Genomic DNA, 15,421 nt, shown 5'->3' on the forward strand with positions numbered 1-15,421 from the left:
CGGTCTGCCGGGTGCCGGTCCGCGGCGTTCGGTCACGCGCGGGCCGCGATGTCGCGACCCGCCGCCCTTCCCGAGAACAGGCAGCCGCCCAGGAATGTTCCCTCGAGCGCGTTGAAGCCGTGCAGGCCGCCCCCGCCGAAGCCGGCGGCCTCCCCGACGGCATACAGGCCGGGCACGACGGAGCCGTCCGCGCCGACCGCGCGCGAACCGAGGTCGGTCTGGATCCCGCCGAGCGACTTGCGGGTGAGCACGTGCAGCTTCACGCCGACGAGCGGCCCGGCCGCGGGGTCGAGGATCCGGTGCGGCGCCGTCGTGCGGGTCAGGCGGTCGCCGAGGTAGCTGCGCGAGTTCCGGATGCTCATCACCTGGGCGTCCTTCGAGAACCGGTTCTCGATCTCGGCGTCGCGTTCCCGCACGACGCGCGCGACGGCATCGGGATCGAGCAGCGGCTCGTCGGTCAGCCCGTTCATCAGCCCGACCAGCTCGGGCAGGGTCTCGGCGACGACGAAGTCGGGACCGCGGTCGAGGAACGCCTGCACGGGCCCCGGCGCGCCGCGGCCGACGCGGGTCTTGAGCAGCAGCTTGCGGTCGCGATTGGTCACGTCCGGGTTCTGCTCGGAGCCGGAGAGCGCGAACTCCTTCGCGGCCATGCGGCTCGTCACGACGAACCACGAATGATCGTGCGCGGAGATCGCGGGGTCGGTGCGGAGCATCCGCAGGGTGCCGAGCGTGTCGTGGCCGGGGAGCGCCGGAGGAGGTAGCCGTCGCCCGATCGCGTCGAGCCAGAGGGGCGACGGGCCGGGCAGGATCCGGATCGCGTGCCCGGGCCAGACCGGGGCCCAGTTGCGCACGCCCTCCGTGTAGTGCCACATGCGATCCCGGTTCACGAGTCGCGCGCCGGCGTCTTCGGCGGTCCCGAGCATGCGCCCGTCGACGTACGCGGGCACGCCGGTCACCATCTCGCGCGGCGGGGTGCCGAGTCGTTCGGGCCAGTACCGGCGCACGAGGTCGTGATCGCCGCCGATGCCGCCGCTCGCCACGACGACGGCCCCGGCGCGCAGCTCGAAGTCGCCGATGCGGTCGCGATTGGAGGCGGTGCCCCGGGCTCCCGCGTGCGGGGCGAGGATCGTGCCGGCGACGCCCACGACCGTGCCGTCCTCGACGATGAGCCGGCCGACCCGGTGGCGGTGGCGGATCTCGGTCGTCCCCTGCTCCACGGCTTCGAGCGCGGACGCAACGAAGGGATTCACGACGCCGGTGCCGGTGCCCCAGGAGACGTGGAACCGGGGCACCGAATTGCCGTGCCCGCCCGCGCGGAGGTCGCCGCGTTCGGCCCAGCCGACCATGGGGGTGAGGTCGATCCCGGCTTCTCGGATCCAGTCGCGCTTCTCGCTCGCGGCGAACTCGACGTAGGCCCGTCCCCATTTCGCCGCCCAGCCGTCCTCGGGCGCGGAGCCGTCGCCGCTCGGTTGGAGGCGGTCCCACTGCGCGCTGCCCTGCCAGTCCTGCCAAGCGAGGTCGAAGGAGTCGCGCACGCCGAGGCGGCGCTGCTCGGGTGAGTCGACGAGGAAGAGGCCTCCGAACGACCACCACGCCTGCCCGCCGAGATCCTGCGCACCCTCCTGGTCGACGATGAGGGTGCGCAGTCCCGCCCGCGCGGTCTCCCGCGCCGCGACCAGGCCGGAGAGCCCGGCCCCGATGATGATGACGTCAGCGTCCATGGCCCGAGTCTAGGAGCAAAGCGCGGGCGGTGGGCGATCGAGGACCGCCCACCGCCCGCGGTACGGAACGGTCCGGCTACTCGACGAGCTTGCCCTGGACCGAGTCGTCCGCCGCGGCGTAGGCGAGCTCGCGGAAGGAGTCGGGTGCTTCGGGGAGCGGTTCGAAGACCGGGCCGGTCTCGGGCGTCCAGACGAAGTTGCCGCGCAGCGCCTCGCTCTGCTCCGGGAAGTCGGACCGGTTGTGGCAGCCGCGGGTCTCCCGTCGTTCGACCGCGCACTCGAGCGTGGCGCGGGCGGCGAGCAGGGAGCCGGCCAGGTCGAAGGCGTGGGCGAGGTCGTCGAAGCCCGCGATATCGGGATGCGCCGTGACGCGGGATGCACGGTCCTCGAGCTCGGCGAGCTTGGCGAGGCCGGCGTTCAGGCCCGCCTCGCTCCGGACGACGCCCGCGTGCTCGGTCATGAGGTCGCGCACCGCACGCTGCAGCAGTCGCGGACTCTCCGCACCCGCGTCGGCGGGCTGCACGGTGCGGCCCGCGGCATCCTGCCCGAGCAGTCGACGCATCTCGTTCCGGGCCTCGGCGACCGCGGCGGGGTCGCGGTGCACGTCCGTGATGCCCGAGACGTACTCCGCGGCATCGGCTCCGGTGATGCGCCCGTAGACGAGCAGTTCGATGAGGGAGTTGCCGCCGAGACGGTTCGCGCCGTGCAGTCCGCTCGATGCCTCGCCGATCGCGTAGAGCCCGCCGACGCCGGTGCCGTGATCTTCGGGGCGCACCCAGACGCCGCCCATCGAGTAGTGCGCGGTCGGTGCGATCTCGATCGGCTGCTCGGTGATGTCGAGCATCTGGAGGTCGATGAGGTTGCGGTAGACGCGGGGCAGCTTGGAGAGGATCTGCTCGCGGGGGAGATGGGAGACGTCGAGGTACACGCCGCCCTTCTCGGTGCCGCGACCCTCGGTGATCTCGGTGTAGCTCGCGAGCGCGACGCGGTCGCGCGTCGAGAGCTCCATGCGTTCGGGGTCGTAGCGTTCCATGTACCGCTCGCCGAGGGCGTTGCGCAGGATCCCGCCTTCGCCGCGCGCGGCCTCGGAGACCAGCAGACCGGCTGCTTCTGCGGGTTCCAGGATCCCGGACGGGTGGAACTGCACGAGTTCCGCGTCGCGGATCCTGCCGCCGGCGAGGGCCGCCAGGCGGAACGAGTCGCCCGTGTTCTCATCGCGACGGGACGAGGTATTGCGCCAGATGCGGGTGTGGCCGCCGGCGGCGAGGATCACGGCGTCGGCGTGGATCACCACGGGCGAGCCGTCGACGATGTCGAAGCCGTAGGCGCCGAATACGCGGCCGCCGCTCACGAGGAGCCGGGTGATGTAGACGGTGTCGATGATCGGCACGTTCAGTTCGCGGGCGCGGCGCATGAGGGTGCGCTGGATCTCGAGGCCCGTGTAGTCGCCCGCGTACGCGGTGCGCCGGTACTTGTGCGCGCCGAAGAATCGCTGGCTGATCCGGCCGTCGGCCTCGCGGGCGAAGGGCATGCCCCAGCGTTCGAGATCTTCGATTCCCCGGGCGGCATTGCGGGTGACGACCTCGACGATGGCCGGGTCGGCGAGGAAGTACGACTCGCGGAGGGTGTCGGCGGCGTGCTGCTCCCAGCTGTCCTCGGGATCCATGGTGCCGAGCGCCGCATTGATGCCGCCCGCGGCGAGCGTGGTGTGTGCGTCGTGCGCGCGGCGCTTGCCGACGGCGAGCACCTGCACGCCGCGCTCGGCGAGTTCGATCGAAGCGCGGAGGCCGGCGCCGCCGGTGCCGATGACGAGGACGGAGGTGGCGAGGATGCGCTCGGCGCGGGCGCCGGCGGCGGATGTCGTGTTCATGGCACTCACGCTAGGTTCGTCTGCGTCATTACTCCAATGAATAGATTTCATCATGATGATGCACGTAGGCTATCGACATGAATCTGGAGCAGTTGCGCGGCTTCTCGGAGGTCGCGCTGACCGGGCACTTCACGCGCGCGGCGGAGCGCCTGCATCTGGCGCAGCCTTCGCTGAGCCGTCAGATCGCGACCCTCGAGGCCGATCTCGGCGTGGAGCTGTTCCACCGGGCCCGGGGGAACGTGACGTTGACGGCCGCGGGGGAGCGGCTCCTGCCGATCGCGAAGCGGATGCTCGCCGATGCGGAGGCGGCGCGCGGCGAGATGGCCGAGCTCGCCGGACTGCGTCGTGGCCGGATCCGCTTGGGGGCGACCCCCACGCTCTGCACGAGTCTGGTGGTGGAGGTGCTGGTCGAGTTCCGGGAGCGATATCCCGGGGTGGACGTCGAGATCCTGGAGCGTGGTTCCCGCAGCCTGATCGAGGCGCTCCTCGAAGGAACGCTCGATCTCGCCTTGATCGTGACGAGCGTCGGGTCGGGTGCGGCGCGAGCCGTGCTGGAGCGGGAGGCGGTGCTGAGCGAACGGCTGGTGCTCGTGTCCTCCGCAGCGTCGCCGTCGCCCGTGCGGGGGACGACGGCGACGCTCGAGGAGGTGGCTGCGCTGCCGCAGGTCGGGTTCCCCGAGAACTACGACCTGCACGCGTCGATGACGGCCGCGTTCCGTGCGGCGGAGCTGGAACCGTCGACCGCCGTGTCGGGTGCCGAGATGGATGCTTCGCTGCGGTTCGTCGAGCGCGGGCTCGGTGTCGCCGTGGTGCCAGCGATGGTGGCGATCGAGCGTCCCGGACTGCGGGCGATCCCGCTGGCGGGCGCGGAGTTCTCGCGCACGATCAGTCTGGCGAGGCGCGCCGATATGGCGCCGACGCACGCGGCCGGGGCGATGCAGCGGATGATCGAGGAAGTGGCGGTCTCGATCACCGCGCCCGGCGCGCCGGCGGCGCCGTTCGTGGCCCTCGAAGCGCGCGGGCGGGGCTGAGCGGCGCCCGCGTGTCGCCGTGTTCGCGCGCGGAGAACAGCCCCTGATCCGTGTGATTTCGTACGGTTTCAGGCGTGCGAAGTTGGTTGCAGCTTCACGTTGAATCGGAGTCCGGCGAGTTTGCCGTTAGCCTGGATCGGTGAGTACATCGTCTTTCTCTGCCCTGCCGCTGGCCGTACAGCGAATCGTGACCACGGGACTCGAGGGTGAAATCGACCAGATCAGGGGTCGCATCCGTACCGAGGAGCAGGCCTCCGCACCGGACCGCGAGGCCATCGCCGCGTGGCAGAACGACATCAAACGTGTCGACGAGCTGCTGGGTTCCTTCCAGGTCAGCACCGGAGCGCACCGCCGCTGAGCGTTCCCCCGTTCGCGTGGAACGCCCGATCTTCGCCAGCGGAGATCGAAGCGGAAGCAGCCGGGCGAGCCGTCAGCCGGCGAGTCCGCGAGCGGCGGCATCCGCGAGCGCGCCGATCGCGCCGGACGCGAGTACGACCGCCCAGGGCGGCACGCGCCGTGCGGTGATTGCCGCCAGCGCGAGAAGCGAGAGCACGATCGCGGTGGGCCGAGGCGCCCCTTCGGGGAACCAGGACGCGGCGATCGCCCCCACGAGTGCGGCAGCCAGCAGGCCGACGACGGCCGCGTTGATGCCGTGGAGTGCGCGGTGCGCCACGGCGAACCCGCGAACACGAGTCCAGAAGGGCAGCACTCCGACGAGGAGCAAGGCTCCGGGGAGGAAGATCACGACCGTGGCGATCGCCGCGGACACCGCCCCACCGGGCGGGATCGCGCCCTCGGCACCGAGATAGCTTGCGAAGGTGAACAACGGTCCGGGCATCGCCTGGGCTGCGCCGTATCCGGCGAAGAAGCTGGACGGGGAGATCGCGCCGGTGTCCACGAACGCCGACTGGAGCGCGGGGAGCACCACGTGGCCACCGCCGAAGACGAGCGCGCCGGCGCGGTAGGTCGAGTCGACGCCCGTGAGGACGCCGCCTCCGCTGGAGGCGGCGAGGAGCGGGAGCCCGAGCAGCAGCCCGAAGAACAGCGCGAGCGCGGCGACGGCCGTATGCGTGCGCAGGCGAATCCGGAGCGGCGCATCGTCCGGAGCGGGCACGATCGGCGGACGGGGATCCTCGGAAGTCTCGGCACCGGCCCCGCTGATCGCGCTGCGGTTCGTGCCGCGGCTTCGATCGGTGCGGTACGCTCCCGCGACCCCGGCGAGCAGGATCGCGATCGCCGGGACGAAAGGGTGCGGGAACGCGATGGTGCAGAGCAGGGTGAGCGCTGCGAGGAGGAATCCGAATCCATCTGGTGCGAAGGTTCGTGCCATGCCGAACACCGCGTGGACGACGATCGCGACGGCCGCCGCTCCGAGTCCGACGAGCCAACCCGTGCCGAGCGCTGCCGAGATGGCAGGGGCACCCACTGCGAACGCCGCCATGAGCACGGCGGAGGGCAACGTGAATCCGAGCCAGGCCGCGACGAGGCCGCGCATGCCAGCGCGGTGCAGGCCGATGCCCATGCCGAGCTGGCTCGATGCCGGCCCGGGCAGGAACTGGCACAGCGCCAGCAGCTCGCCGAAGGCCTGCTGCCCGAGCCAGCGTCGACGCACCACGAAGGCCTCGTGAAAGAACCCGATGTGCGCGCTCGGCCCGCCGAACGAGGTGAGCCCCAGCACCAGGAAGACGCGGAAGACCTCGAACACGGCCCCATTCTGCCCTCGAAGCTCGGCGCGGGGGCGCGAAGACGCGCCGATTCATGCTGCGTTCACCGAGTCCGGCATGCGAGTGGTGCGGGGTAGTCGCGATCATGCAGCAGCGCGCAGCGGACTCGCGGGCACCGCCCAATCGGCGACGGGCATGTTCCCGAGAAAGCGCTCCGCGAGCCCCGTGAGCTCGTGTCCCGGGTCGATGCTCCGAGATTCCGCGATGCGCCGCTCTGCGATCGACGGCATGCCGCAGAGCCACCAGAACCAGGCGATGAGGGAGAGCGGACCGGGACGCCGATCGACAGGGAGCTGTGCCGCGGCATCGCTGAGGACCGGAAGCAGAGCTCGCAATCGGGTGCGCATGCGCGGCGTCGAGACGAGGTCTTGGAACAGGTTCCAGATGGAGACCGATTCGGCGGCGGACGGTGATCCGGCCGCGGCCCGGTCGACGCTGGTGCGCGCGAGTGCCGTCGCCCCGTAGGTCTCGACCACCGAATCGATGAGCACGCGATCGGAAACGGCGACCAGGGCGAACACGAACCAGCCCGGCGGCGTTGAGACGGCCTGCGTGAATCGTGCGCACCATTCGGGCGTCGGGGCGAAGCCCCGCGCCTCGGCGGTCTCGAGCAGATCGATGGTCTCCCGAGGCCAGGTCCCGGACGACGGCGACGGCCAGAGCGCTTCACCCGGCAGCTCGGCGCAGCGAGCGGCGACCGCCGCCACGAGAGCCGGGCGAGGAGCAGGGAGGCGCCCCGGGTCGGTGGGGATCTCGGCGAGGTCCAGGCCGAGAGCGCTCCGTGCTGATTCGATCTGAGCCAGCGGGCGCTTGCCTCGGGACGCGGAACGGTCGAGGTAGCCGATCCAACCGTCGGCCGCGATGCATGCGAGTTCGCGCGGGGTCCAGCCTGAGCGTCGGAGGCGGCGCTGGAGCTGGTCGGCGAACGAGCGGAACGGCGGCTCCCCGCGCGGGCCGAAGCGCTGATCCGTGACGATGACGACCGCTGGCTCGCGGTTGCTCGAGCCGGAGCGCTCGAGCAGTGCGAGCACCGCCTCGACGAGCGAGGTCGCGATGCCCGGCGCGGGCACGCTGGGGAGCGGAACCCGTGCCGTGACGCCCGCCCGGGAACGCGCGAAATCGACGACGAGGAGGCAGTTGCTCGGTGCCTCGCCGATCAGCCAGGGCAGGGCGGCGAGGAACTCGGCGGTGGTGCGGCAGCGGGCCATCTGTGGAGCAGCGGAGTGCGATTCGGTGTGCATGCCCTCGATACTGGGTGTGCACGCCGAGATCGACCGGCTCCTCCACAGACACGATCCGGGAGGACACGCGTGGTCAGGCGCAGATGCGTCTTGTGGACGACGATTGAGACGTCGGATCCGTGGCCGTCAGCCCCGACGCTGCGACTCCACCTGCCGCAGATCGGCCTCCAGCGCGACCCAGGCGAGCATCGCGCACTTCACCCGCATCACGAACTTCGAGACCCCCTGGAACGCCACCGCGTCGCCGAGCAGATCCTCGTCGGGCTCGATCTCGCCCCGTGACTGGATCATCTCCCGGAACGCGTCGATCCGCTGCTGCGCCGTTTCGAGCGTGAGTCCCTCGTCGCGAGCCATCTGCGAGAGCACCGAGGCCGAGGCGGTCGAGATGGAGCAGCCCTGTCCCTCCCAGGCGAGGGAGTCGATCTTGCCGGTCCCGGGGTCCACGGCGATCCGCAGCGTGATCTCATCGCCGCAGCTGGGGTTGAACTCGTGGTGCGAGGCGGTCAGATCGCCGTCGCCCCCCGCGAGCTCGCCGCGACCGATCGGTCGCTTCGAATGATCCAGGATCAGCTCCTGGTAGAGCCCGTCGAGTCCGCTCATCGGGAGACCTCCACTCCGAAGTACCGCTGGGCGCCGCGGAGCGCGTCGAGGAACCGGTCGATCTCGTCCTCGGTGGTGGTCACGTGGACGCTGGCACGGGTGCTCGACGCGATGCCGAGCGCGCGGTGCAGCGGCTGCGCGCAGTGGTGTCCCACGCGCACCAGGATGCCCTGCTCGTCGAGGTACTGGCCGACATCGTGCGCGTGCAGGCCCTCGACGGACACCGCCGCCAGCGCCACGCGATCCCGCGTGCCCTGCGGGCCGAGCAGCCGGACGCCCGGCATCTCGAGCACGCCGGCGACGAGGCGCTCCACGAGCTCGTGCTCGCGCGCGGCCGCGCGCTCCATGCCGATCGCGGCGGAGAAGTCGAGCGCGGCGCCGAGCCCGACGGCCTGCGACACCGGCTGAGTGCCCGCCTCGAAGCGATGCGGCGCTGGCAGGAAGTCGGCGCTCTCCATCGTCACCCGGGTGATCGTGGATCCGCCGGTGCGCGCCGGGGGCAGCGCGTTGAGCATCTCGGGGCGTCCGTACAGCACGCCGATGCCGTTGGGGCCGAGCGCCTTGTGCCCCGAGAACGCGGCGAAGTCGACGCCGAGCGCATCGAAGTCGACCGGAATGTGCGGCACCGACTGGCAGGCGTCGAGCACGGTCACCGCGCCGAGCTCGCGCGCGAGCGCCGTGAGCTCGGCGACGGGGGCGACGAGCCCGGTCACGTTCGAGACGTGCGCGAAGGCGAGAATCCGCGTGCGCGCGTTCAGCGCGGCCCGCGCATCGTCGATGGTCCAGGTGCCGTCCTCCCGCACGGGGATCCAACGCAGGATCGCGCCGGTCTTGGCCGCGAGCCGCTGCCAGGGGATGAGGTTCGCGTGGTGCTCCGCCTCGGTCACGAGGATCTCGTCGCCGGCGCTCAGTGCGAAGCGCTCGGACCCGGCGACACCGAGCCCGGCGTTCGCCTCGCCGATGCCGAGCGCGACGATATTGAGCGCGTCGGTGGCGTTCTCGGCCCAGACGATCTGCTCGGGGAGGCCGCGCCGACGAATCGGGCGACGGTCGCCCGTGCGCCCTCGAACGCCTCGGTCGCCGCGCCCACGGCTCCGCTCGTCCCGCGATGCACCGCCGCGTTCGAGCGCTCGAGGAAGCTCCGTTCCGCGTCCAGCACCGCTGCGGGACGTTGCGACGTCGCGGCGGAGTCGAGGTAGGCGACCGGCCGGCCGTCGACCCGGGGGAGGTCTGCGAAGTACGGGAAGGCCGCGCGGAGTTCGGCGACCCCGTCGGCGGTGAGAGGAGGCAGCATTCCTCTATTCTCCCACCCGCACCGCGGTGTTCCGCTCGGAGCGGAACACCGCCCTACACTTGAGCGGGTGACCGCTGCCGTGCTGTACGAGATCCTCCAACTCGCGGGGATCCTGGCCTTCGCCATCTCGGGCGCCCTCGTCGGTGTCCGCAGGGGTCTCGACGTCCTCGGCGTGATCGTGGTCGGCAGCTTCACCGGCGTCGGCGGCGGGATCCTGCGCGACATGCTGCTCGGCGTGCACCCGCCGGTGTCGTTCACGCACTGGCCGAACCTGGCAGTGGCGGTGCTCGGCTCGCTCGCGGTGTTCTTCGTGCACCCGGGGATCACCCGGATCCGCTACTTCGAGGTCGTGTTCGATGCCTTCGGGCTGGGGCTGTTCACGGCGAACGGGGCGGCGATCGCGTTCGTCTCTGGCCAGACTCCGCTCACCGCGATCCTCGTCGGAACGATCACCGCGATCGGCGGCGGCGTGATCCGCGACGTGCTGGTGAACACCGTACCCGGGGTGCTCACACGCGAGCTCTACGCGGTCTCGGCGATCCTGGGCGCCGGGATCGCGGTCGGGGTCGTCGCGCTGGGCGGCAGCGAGACGCTCGCGACCGTGATCGGCGGCGCGTGCGCGATCGTGCTGCGGCTCACCTCTCGGAAGCTGGGCTGGCATCTGCCGAAGCCCCGCATGCGCGAGACTCCCGTGAACGGGGCCTGAGCGGGGCCGGGATCGCGCCGGATCAGTGTCCCGAGCGCCGCTCCGATTCGGGCGTGAGGAACCAGTTCGCGATGCCGGAGGCGAGCGCCAGCGCGGCGGCGATCAGCGGCACCACGAGCGCAGCGGACGTTCCCGCCTGCTCCGCGGCGGTGCCCGTGATCGCCGAGGCCGCGGACTGGCCGACCACGATGCCCGATCCGAGCATCGTCATCACGGTCGCCGAACGCCCCGCGGGGCTGCGCAGGGCGCCGAGGCTGTACATGGTGACGAGGAGCGGCCCGATGCCGATGCCCATGAGCGCGAGGCTCGCGAGCAGCCGAGGGATGTCGTGCGCGGTCTGCAGCAGCAGCGTTCCCGCGAGGATCATGGCCGCGCACACTGGCCAGCGCAGGCGCAGCGTGAAGCTCGGGGGCAGCATGGCGATGGCGATGGCGAAGATCGCCGAGCCGACGCCCATCACGCCGTAGAGGATCCCGGCCTGCTCGACCGCGCCCCGGTCCTTCATGAACGAGGTGAGCCCGGTGAGCGTCGAGCCGAAGAGGACGCCGACCGTCGCGATGCCGACGACCACGACGAGGAGCCGCGGGCGCCAGAGCTCCGAGACGGGGGCGAGGGTCGCGGCCCGTTCCTCGGCGGACTTGGCGGGAGCGCTCGTGCGGTGCAGCGCGAACAGGGTGATGAAGACCGCGGTGAGCACCGCTGCGCCGATCACCGGAGCACCGGCGCCGAACCAGGTGGCGAGGAGTCCGACGACGACCGGGCCGAAGACGAAGATCGCCTCGTCGACCGCGGACTCGTAGGCCATCGTCGTGCTCATCACCCGGGGGCGGCGCTCGACGGGGAGCTCTCCGACCAGCGTGACGAGACGGGATCGAGACATGGGCGAGGCCTGCGGCGCCGAGGCGCCGACGAGGAAGGCGCCGACGAACATGACCCAGACGGGCAGTTCACTGTAGGCGAGCCAGGCGAAGAGCAGCAGCGCGACGCTGTTGACGGCGCCGGCCAGGAGCAGCGTGGGCCGCTGGCCGAAACGGTCGGCCGCCGCGCCGATGAGCGGGCCGACGCATGCGGTCCCGAGACCGACCATGGCCGAGTTGATGCCGCCGAGTTCGACCGAACCCCGTGCCGCCACCACGAGGGTCAGTACGCCGATCACCATCATGGCGAACGGGAGACGGGCCACCATGGCGAGCGGGAAGTACCCGAGCCCTGCGAGGGAGACGAGGGTCGGGGACTGAGGCGATTTGTGCATAGCCGACCGAGTATAGCAGCGCGGTCCCGTCGTCCATCGGTCGATGGGCGACGGGACCGCGCCGGGTTTCGCTCGGAACGGCTACTGGGCGGGCAGCGCGATGCCCTGCTGCACGAGGAATGCCCGGAACGCTGCGGCGTCGTTCGGGGCGCCGGTGAACGGCACGCCGTTGACGACGGCGAACGGCGTGCCGGCCACCTGGAGCTGCGGATCCACCGCGTTCGGCACGTGCGTGGACAGCGTGTACTGGTTCATCGCCTGGGCGAACGGCACGAAGTGCTGATCGGCGATGCAGGACTTGAGGGGTGCGCTCGCACCGCCGGTCGCGCGCTCGACCTGCGCGATCAGCTGCTCGTCGGTGAGGCCCGCCGTGTTCTCGGGCGGCTGCACCTCCGCGGTCAGGAGCGATCGGTACAGCGGCCAGGCGCCCTTGGGATCCTCCTCCACCGTGCATGCGAAGGCGCCCGCCGCGCGCGACGAGTACTGGGTGCCGGCCGAGACCTTGTCGAGGAAGGTCAGCGGGTGCACCTCGAGGGTCGCGGCGCCGCTCTGGACGACCTGCTGCAGCAGCTCGGCGTTCGTCTCCTCGAAGATGCGGCAGACGGGGCAGCGGAAGTCGACGTAGAGCAGCACGTCGGCGGTCTTGCCGTCGCGCGAGACCTTCGAAGGGACCGGGGGCTCCCCGGACCCGAGCGCGGGGGTGCCGACCGGGAGCAGATCCTTCCCGAACACGACGCCGCCGCTCTGCATACCCTTCGGCCCGGATGCGTCGGCGCTGGGTGAGGCGCCCCCGGACCCGTCGTTCCCCTCTGTGCCGCCCGACGACTCGGAACCGCCGGACCCCTGGATGATCGTTTGGCTGACGCCGACGACGAGGGAGGCGCCGAAGAGCGAGATGCCGAGCACCATGGCCAGTGCGCCCGTGATGATTCCGGACAGGGAGAAGCCCTTGGGCTGCTTGCGTACGAGCGCGACGATGCCGAGCACGAGACCCGCGAGACCGACGAGGATCGCGAGTCCCGAGACCGCGGCGGCCGGGAACCCGCCGACCGCGGTCAGCACGACGATCGCACCCAGACCGAGCAGCAGCCCGAGCGAGCCGAGCACGAGCGCAGCCGTCGACAGCCCGCTGCTGCTCTGGGCCGTCGCGGCGTAGGGGTGCGGTGGCGGAACGGGCGCACCGGACTGAACGGGCGCACCGGGCTGCTGCGGGGGAACGGGCGAGGGCTGCTCATCGGGGATCGGAGGCTGGGAATCGCTCATGGCGGCAATTCTGCCAGGCGGAGCTGCGCGCCTACGATTGACGCATGCTCATCATCGCGGGGACCCCCATCGGCAACCTCGGGGACGCGTCGCAGCGCCTCCGCGAGACGCTCGCATCGGCCTCCGCGATCGCGGCGGAGGACACCCGGCACACCGGACAGCTGCTGCGGCTGCTGGGCATCGAGACCCGCCCGGAGCTCATCGCCCTGCACGATCACAACGAGCGCGATCGGGCTGCTTCGCTCGTCGACCGCGCCGAGCACGAGGACATCGTGCTCGTCAGCGACGCGGGCATGCCGACCGTGTCGGATCCGGGCTTCCGCGTCGTGCAGCTCGCCGCCGAGCGCGGGGTCCTGGTCACCTCGGTGCCCGGTCCGAGCGCCGTGCTCACCGCGCTCGCGGTCTCGGGACTCCCGACCGACCGATTCGCGTTCGAAGGGTTCCTGCCGCGCAAATCGGGGGAGCGCGCTCGCGTGCTCTCCTCGCTCGCGCCCGAGCGGCGCACGCTCGTGTTCTTCGAATCCCCGAGCCGGATCGCGGACGCGCTCGGCGCCATGGCGGAGGCCTTCGGGCACGACCGCCCGGCGGCCGTCTGCCGCGAGCTGACCAAGCTCCACGAGGAGGTGCGGCGCGGCGGACTGGCAGAGCTCGCGACCTGGGCCGAGGACGGAGTGCGCGGCGAGATCGTCGTGGTCGTGGCCGGGGCGCCCGAGACCGCCGCCTCGCCGGCCGATGCGCTGGCCGAGGTGCAGCGCCGCGTCGCGTCGGGCGACCGGCTCAAGGACGCGTCGCGCGAGGTCGCCGCGGCGACCGGGCTGTCGGCGCGCGAGCTCTACGCCGCAGCGCTCGCCGCACGAGGCGCCTGAACCGTCCGGGCGTTCCCGGCTACGCCCCGCGACCGCCCGCCGCGTAGTCCTCGGCGCGGTCCTGACCGCTGAGCTCTTGGATCGCAGACATGATCCGCTCGGTGGCCTCCCTTCGAGCCCGCCCGCCGGGCAGGCCGACCAGGTCGTCGAAGGGGATCGGCGCGCCGAAGCGGAGCTCGACGCGCGGTACGCGCCCGGTCGAGGGATCCCGGGTCGAGCGATCGGTGCCGATGAGGCCCACGGGAACGACGACCGCGCCCGTCTCGAACGCCATCCAGGCCGCTCCGCCGCGCCCGCGGTAGAGCCGGCCGTCGCGCGAGCGGCTGCCCTCGGGGAACACCGCGAACACCCGGCCGGCCGCGAGCACGTCGCGTCCGGCGTCGAGCGCGGCCTGAGCCGCGGATCCTGCGGAGCGATGCACCGGTATGGCCCCGATCCCGCGGAAGAACCAGCCGCCGATGCGCGTGGAGAACAGCGACTCCTTCGCGAGGAACTGCACCTGGCGCGGTGCGAACGAGGGGATCAGGATCGTGTCGAGGCCGCTGAGGTGGTTGCTCGCCAGCAGCACCGGACCCTCGGCGGGGACGTGCTCGCGGCCGAAGACCCGGGGGCGGAAGCGCAGGCGCAGGAGCGGGCGGAGCACCGCGCGGCCGATGAAGAAGACGGGCCCTGGGCGCGCGGAGTCTGCTGCGGGATCGGACACGCCACGAGCCTAGCCGCAGCTGCGCCCCCGGGCCGGGTGACCGTTCGGCCAGTCCTGGCGGCCGTCGCCCGGACCCTGGAACGGCGCTCAGGTGGGGCCGGGGAAACTCCGGCATGATGGAGGAAACCCGTGCCTCGACCGTAAGGATCCGTGTTCGTGAAGCGTCTGAGCCTCCTCATCCCCGCAGCGATCGTGCTGCCCCTGGCCCTCGCGGGCTGCTCCGCCCAGGCGGCGCCCGGCATGCCCAAGGACTGCACCCCCGCGGGCGACGCGAGCAAGTCGGTGCAGGTCGATGGCGATTTCGGCAAGACGCTGAAGCTCACCTCCAAGACCCCCATCACGGCCAAGGAGCTCGAGCGCTCCGTGCTGATCGAGGGCAAGGGCGACGCCACCGCGAAGGACGGCGGCGTCTCCGCAGCGGTCACCCTGTTCAACGGTCGAACCGGCAAGGTCGTCCAGGCGATCCCCGAGACGCCGCTCATGAACGATGCGCAGCAGCTGCCGAACTGGGCCTACCAGGCCGTGCGCTGCTCGGTGAAGGGGCAGCGCGTCGCGATGGCGATGCCCGCGACCGATCTTGCGAACGGGCAGCCGGCCTCCTCGCTCGGGATCCCGGATCTCAAGGACGGCGACTCGATCATCGCGGTCATCGACGTCACCAAGCAGCAGCCGGGCACCCTCTCGGAGAGCAAGCTGCTGAAGAAGGCCGAGGGCACCGCGAAGCAGGCGCCCGAGGGCTTCCCGACCGTCAAGCTGGCCGAGAACGGCGAGCCGACGATCACGATCCCGAGCGGCGTCAAGGCCCCGACGACCCTGAAGACCGCGACCGTCATCGAGGGCAAGGGCGAGACCGTCAAGCCCGGCGACCGCGTCTACGTGAACTACCGCGGCGTCATCTGGAGCACGGGCAAGGAGTTCGACTCGAGCTGGAGCCGCGGCAAGCCCGCCGACTTCCTCACCACCGGCGTGATCGGCGGGTTCCAGAAGGCGCTCGAGGGCCAGAAGGTCGGTTCGCAGATCATCTCGATCGTCCCGGCCGCGAAGGACCAGGGCGGGTACGGCCCCGAAGCGCTGCAGCAGCAGGGCCACAAGGCGGACGACGTGATGGTCTTCGTGCTCGACATCCTCGGAACCGTCCACGAGGGGTAGT

13 protein-coding genes and 1 pseudogene are annotated in these 15,421 nt (G+C 71.5%); 5 read left to right on the plus strand and 9 right to left on the minus strand.

What is annotated here, in order from left to right; translation table 11 throughout:
• Nucleotides 1-32: 32 nt before the first annotated feature.
• Together AB3K78_RS03100 and AB3K78_RS03105 are read right to left on the minus strand one after the other, a co-directional pair.
• Nucleotides 33-1,721: an FAD-binding dehydrogenase gene (locus AB3K78_RS03100; RefSeq protein WP_416446090.1), complete on the minus strand. Its 1,689-nt coding sequence runs from the start codon at nucleotides 1,719-1,721 to the stop codon at nucleotides 33-35.
• Nucleotides 1,722-1,797: 76 nt separating this feature from the next.
• Nucleotides 1,798-3,591: an FAD-dependent oxidoreductase gene (locus tag AB3K78_RS03105; protein WP_416446092.1), complete on the minus strand. Its 1,794-nt coding sequence runs from the start codon at nucleotides 3,589-3,591 to the stop codon at nucleotides 1,798-1,800.
• A gap of 77 nt (nucleotides 3,592-3,668) precedes the next feature.
• Between AB3K78_RS03105 and AB3K78_RS03110 the strand changes: the two genes are divergently transcribed.
• Both AB3K78_RS03110 and AB3K78_RS03115 read left to right on the plus strand, forming a co-directional pair.
• Nucleotides 3,669-4,622: a LysR family transcriptional regulator gene (locus AB3K78_RS03110; protein ID WP_416446094.1), complete on the plus strand. Its 954-nt coding sequence runs from the start codon at nucleotides 3,669-3,671 to the stop codon at nucleotides 4,620-4,622.
• Nucleotides 4,623-4,761: 139 nt separating this feature from the next.
• On the plus strand, nucleotides 4,762-4,980 hold the full coding sequence (locus AB3K78_RS03115; RefSeq protein WP_416446096.1) for a hypothetical protein: 219 nt from the start codon (nucleotides 4,762-4,764) through the stop codon (nucleotides 4,978-4,980).
• A 72-nt stretch (nucleotides 4,981-5,052) separates the two neighbouring features.
• Here AB3K78_RS03115 and chrA read toward each other — a convergent pair whose 3' ends face one another.
• The 4 genes and pseudogenes from chrA to AB3K78_RS03135 form a co-directional block, all read right to left on the minus strand.
• Nucleotides 5,053-6,327, minus strand: coding sequence for a chromate efflux transporter (gene chrA / locus AB3K78_RS03120; protein ID WP_416446098.1), 1,275 nt, complete (start codon nucleotides 6,325-6,327; stop codon nucleotides 5,053-5,055).
• A 102-nt stretch (nucleotides 6,328-6,429) separates the two neighbouring features.
• The gene (locus tag AB3K78_RS03125; RefSeq protein ID WP_416446100.1) at nucleotides 6,430-7,587 is read right to left on the minus strand and encodes a DUF4192 family protein; all 1,158 of its coding nucleotides are present in this window, start codon (nucleotides 7,585-7,587) and stop codon (nucleotides 6,430-6,432) included.
• A 126-nt stretch (nucleotides 7,588-7,713) separates the two neighbouring features.
• Nucleotides 7,714-8,187, minus strand: coding sequence for a Fe-S cluster assembly sulfur transfer protein SufU (gene sufU, locus AB3K78_RS03130; protein ID WP_416446102.1), 474 nt, complete (start codon nucleotides 8,185-8,187; stop codon nucleotides 7,714-7,716).
• Nucleotides 8,184-9,481 (minus strand): annotated as a pseudogene (locus tag AB3K78_RS03135) (aminotransferase class V-fold PLP-dependent enzyme). The gene sufU and the pseudogene AB3K78_RS03135 overlap by 4 nt, the downstream one beginning before the upstream one ends.
• 67 nt (nucleotides 9,482-9,548) lie before the next feature.
• On the opposite strand from AB3K78_RS03135, the gene AB3K78_RS03140 reads away from it, so the two are divergent.
• Nucleotides 9,549-10,187: a trimeric intracellular cation channel family protein gene (locus tag AB3K78_RS03140; protein WP_416446104.1), complete on the plus strand. Its 639-nt coding sequence runs from the start codon at nucleotides 9,549-9,551 to the stop codon at nucleotides 10,185-10,187.
• A gap of 22 nt (nucleotides 10,188-10,209) precedes the next feature.
• Here the strand turns inward: AB3K78_RS03140 and AB3K78_RS03145 are convergent, their stop codons facing one another.
• Together AB3K78_RS03145 and AB3K78_RS03150 are read right to left on the minus strand one after the other, a co-directional pair.
• Nucleotides 10,210-11,439 carry an MFS transporter gene (locus tag AB3K78_RS03145; RefSeq protein WP_416446106.1) on the minus strand — a complete coding sequence of 410 codons (1,230 nt, stop codon included), beginning with the start codon at nucleotides 11,437-11,439 and terminating at the stop codon, nucleotides 10,210-10,212.
• Between the two features lie 81 nt (nucleotides 11,440-11,520).
• A complete protein-coding gene (locus AB3K78_RS03150) occupies nucleotides 11,521-12,702 on the minus strand; it encodes a thioredoxin domain-containing protein (protein ID WP_416446108.1) in 1,182 nt (393 codons plus the stop codon).
• Nucleotides 12,703-12,746: 44 nt separating this feature from the next.
• Between AB3K78_RS03150 and rsmI the strand changes: the two genes are divergently transcribed.
• Complete coding sequence (gene rsmI, locus AB3K78_RS03155; RefSeq protein ID WP_416446110.1) at nucleotides 12,747-13,568, plus strand: 16S rRNA (cytidine(1402)-2'-O)-methyltransferase; 822 nt, start codon at nucleotides 12,747-12,749, stop codon at nucleotides 13,566-13,568.
• A gap of 19 nt (nucleotides 13,569-13,587) precedes the next feature.
• On the opposite strand, the gene AB3K78_RS03160 is transcribed toward rsmI, so the two are convergent.
• A complete protein-coding gene (locus AB3K78_RS03160; RefSeq protein WP_416446112.1) occupies nucleotides 13,588-14,271 on the minus strand; it encodes a lysophospholipid acyltransferase family protein in 684 nt (227 codons plus the stop codon).
• A gap of 156 nt (nucleotides 14,272-14,427) precedes the next feature.
• On the opposite strand from AB3K78_RS03160, the gene AB3K78_RS03165 reads away from it, so the two are divergent.
• A complete protein-coding gene (locus AB3K78_RS03165; RefSeq protein WP_416446114.1) occupies nucleotides 14,428-15,420 on the plus strand; it encodes an FKBP-type peptidyl-prolyl cis-trans isomerase in 993 nt (330 codons plus the stop codon).
• Nucleotide 15,421: the final 1 nt, after the last annotated feature.

It is taken from the genome of Leucobacter sp. HNU, assembly GCF_047946755.1.
Taxonomy (GTDB): domain Bacteria; phylum Actinomycetota; class Actinomycetes; order Actinomycetales; family Microbacteriaceae; genus Leucobacter.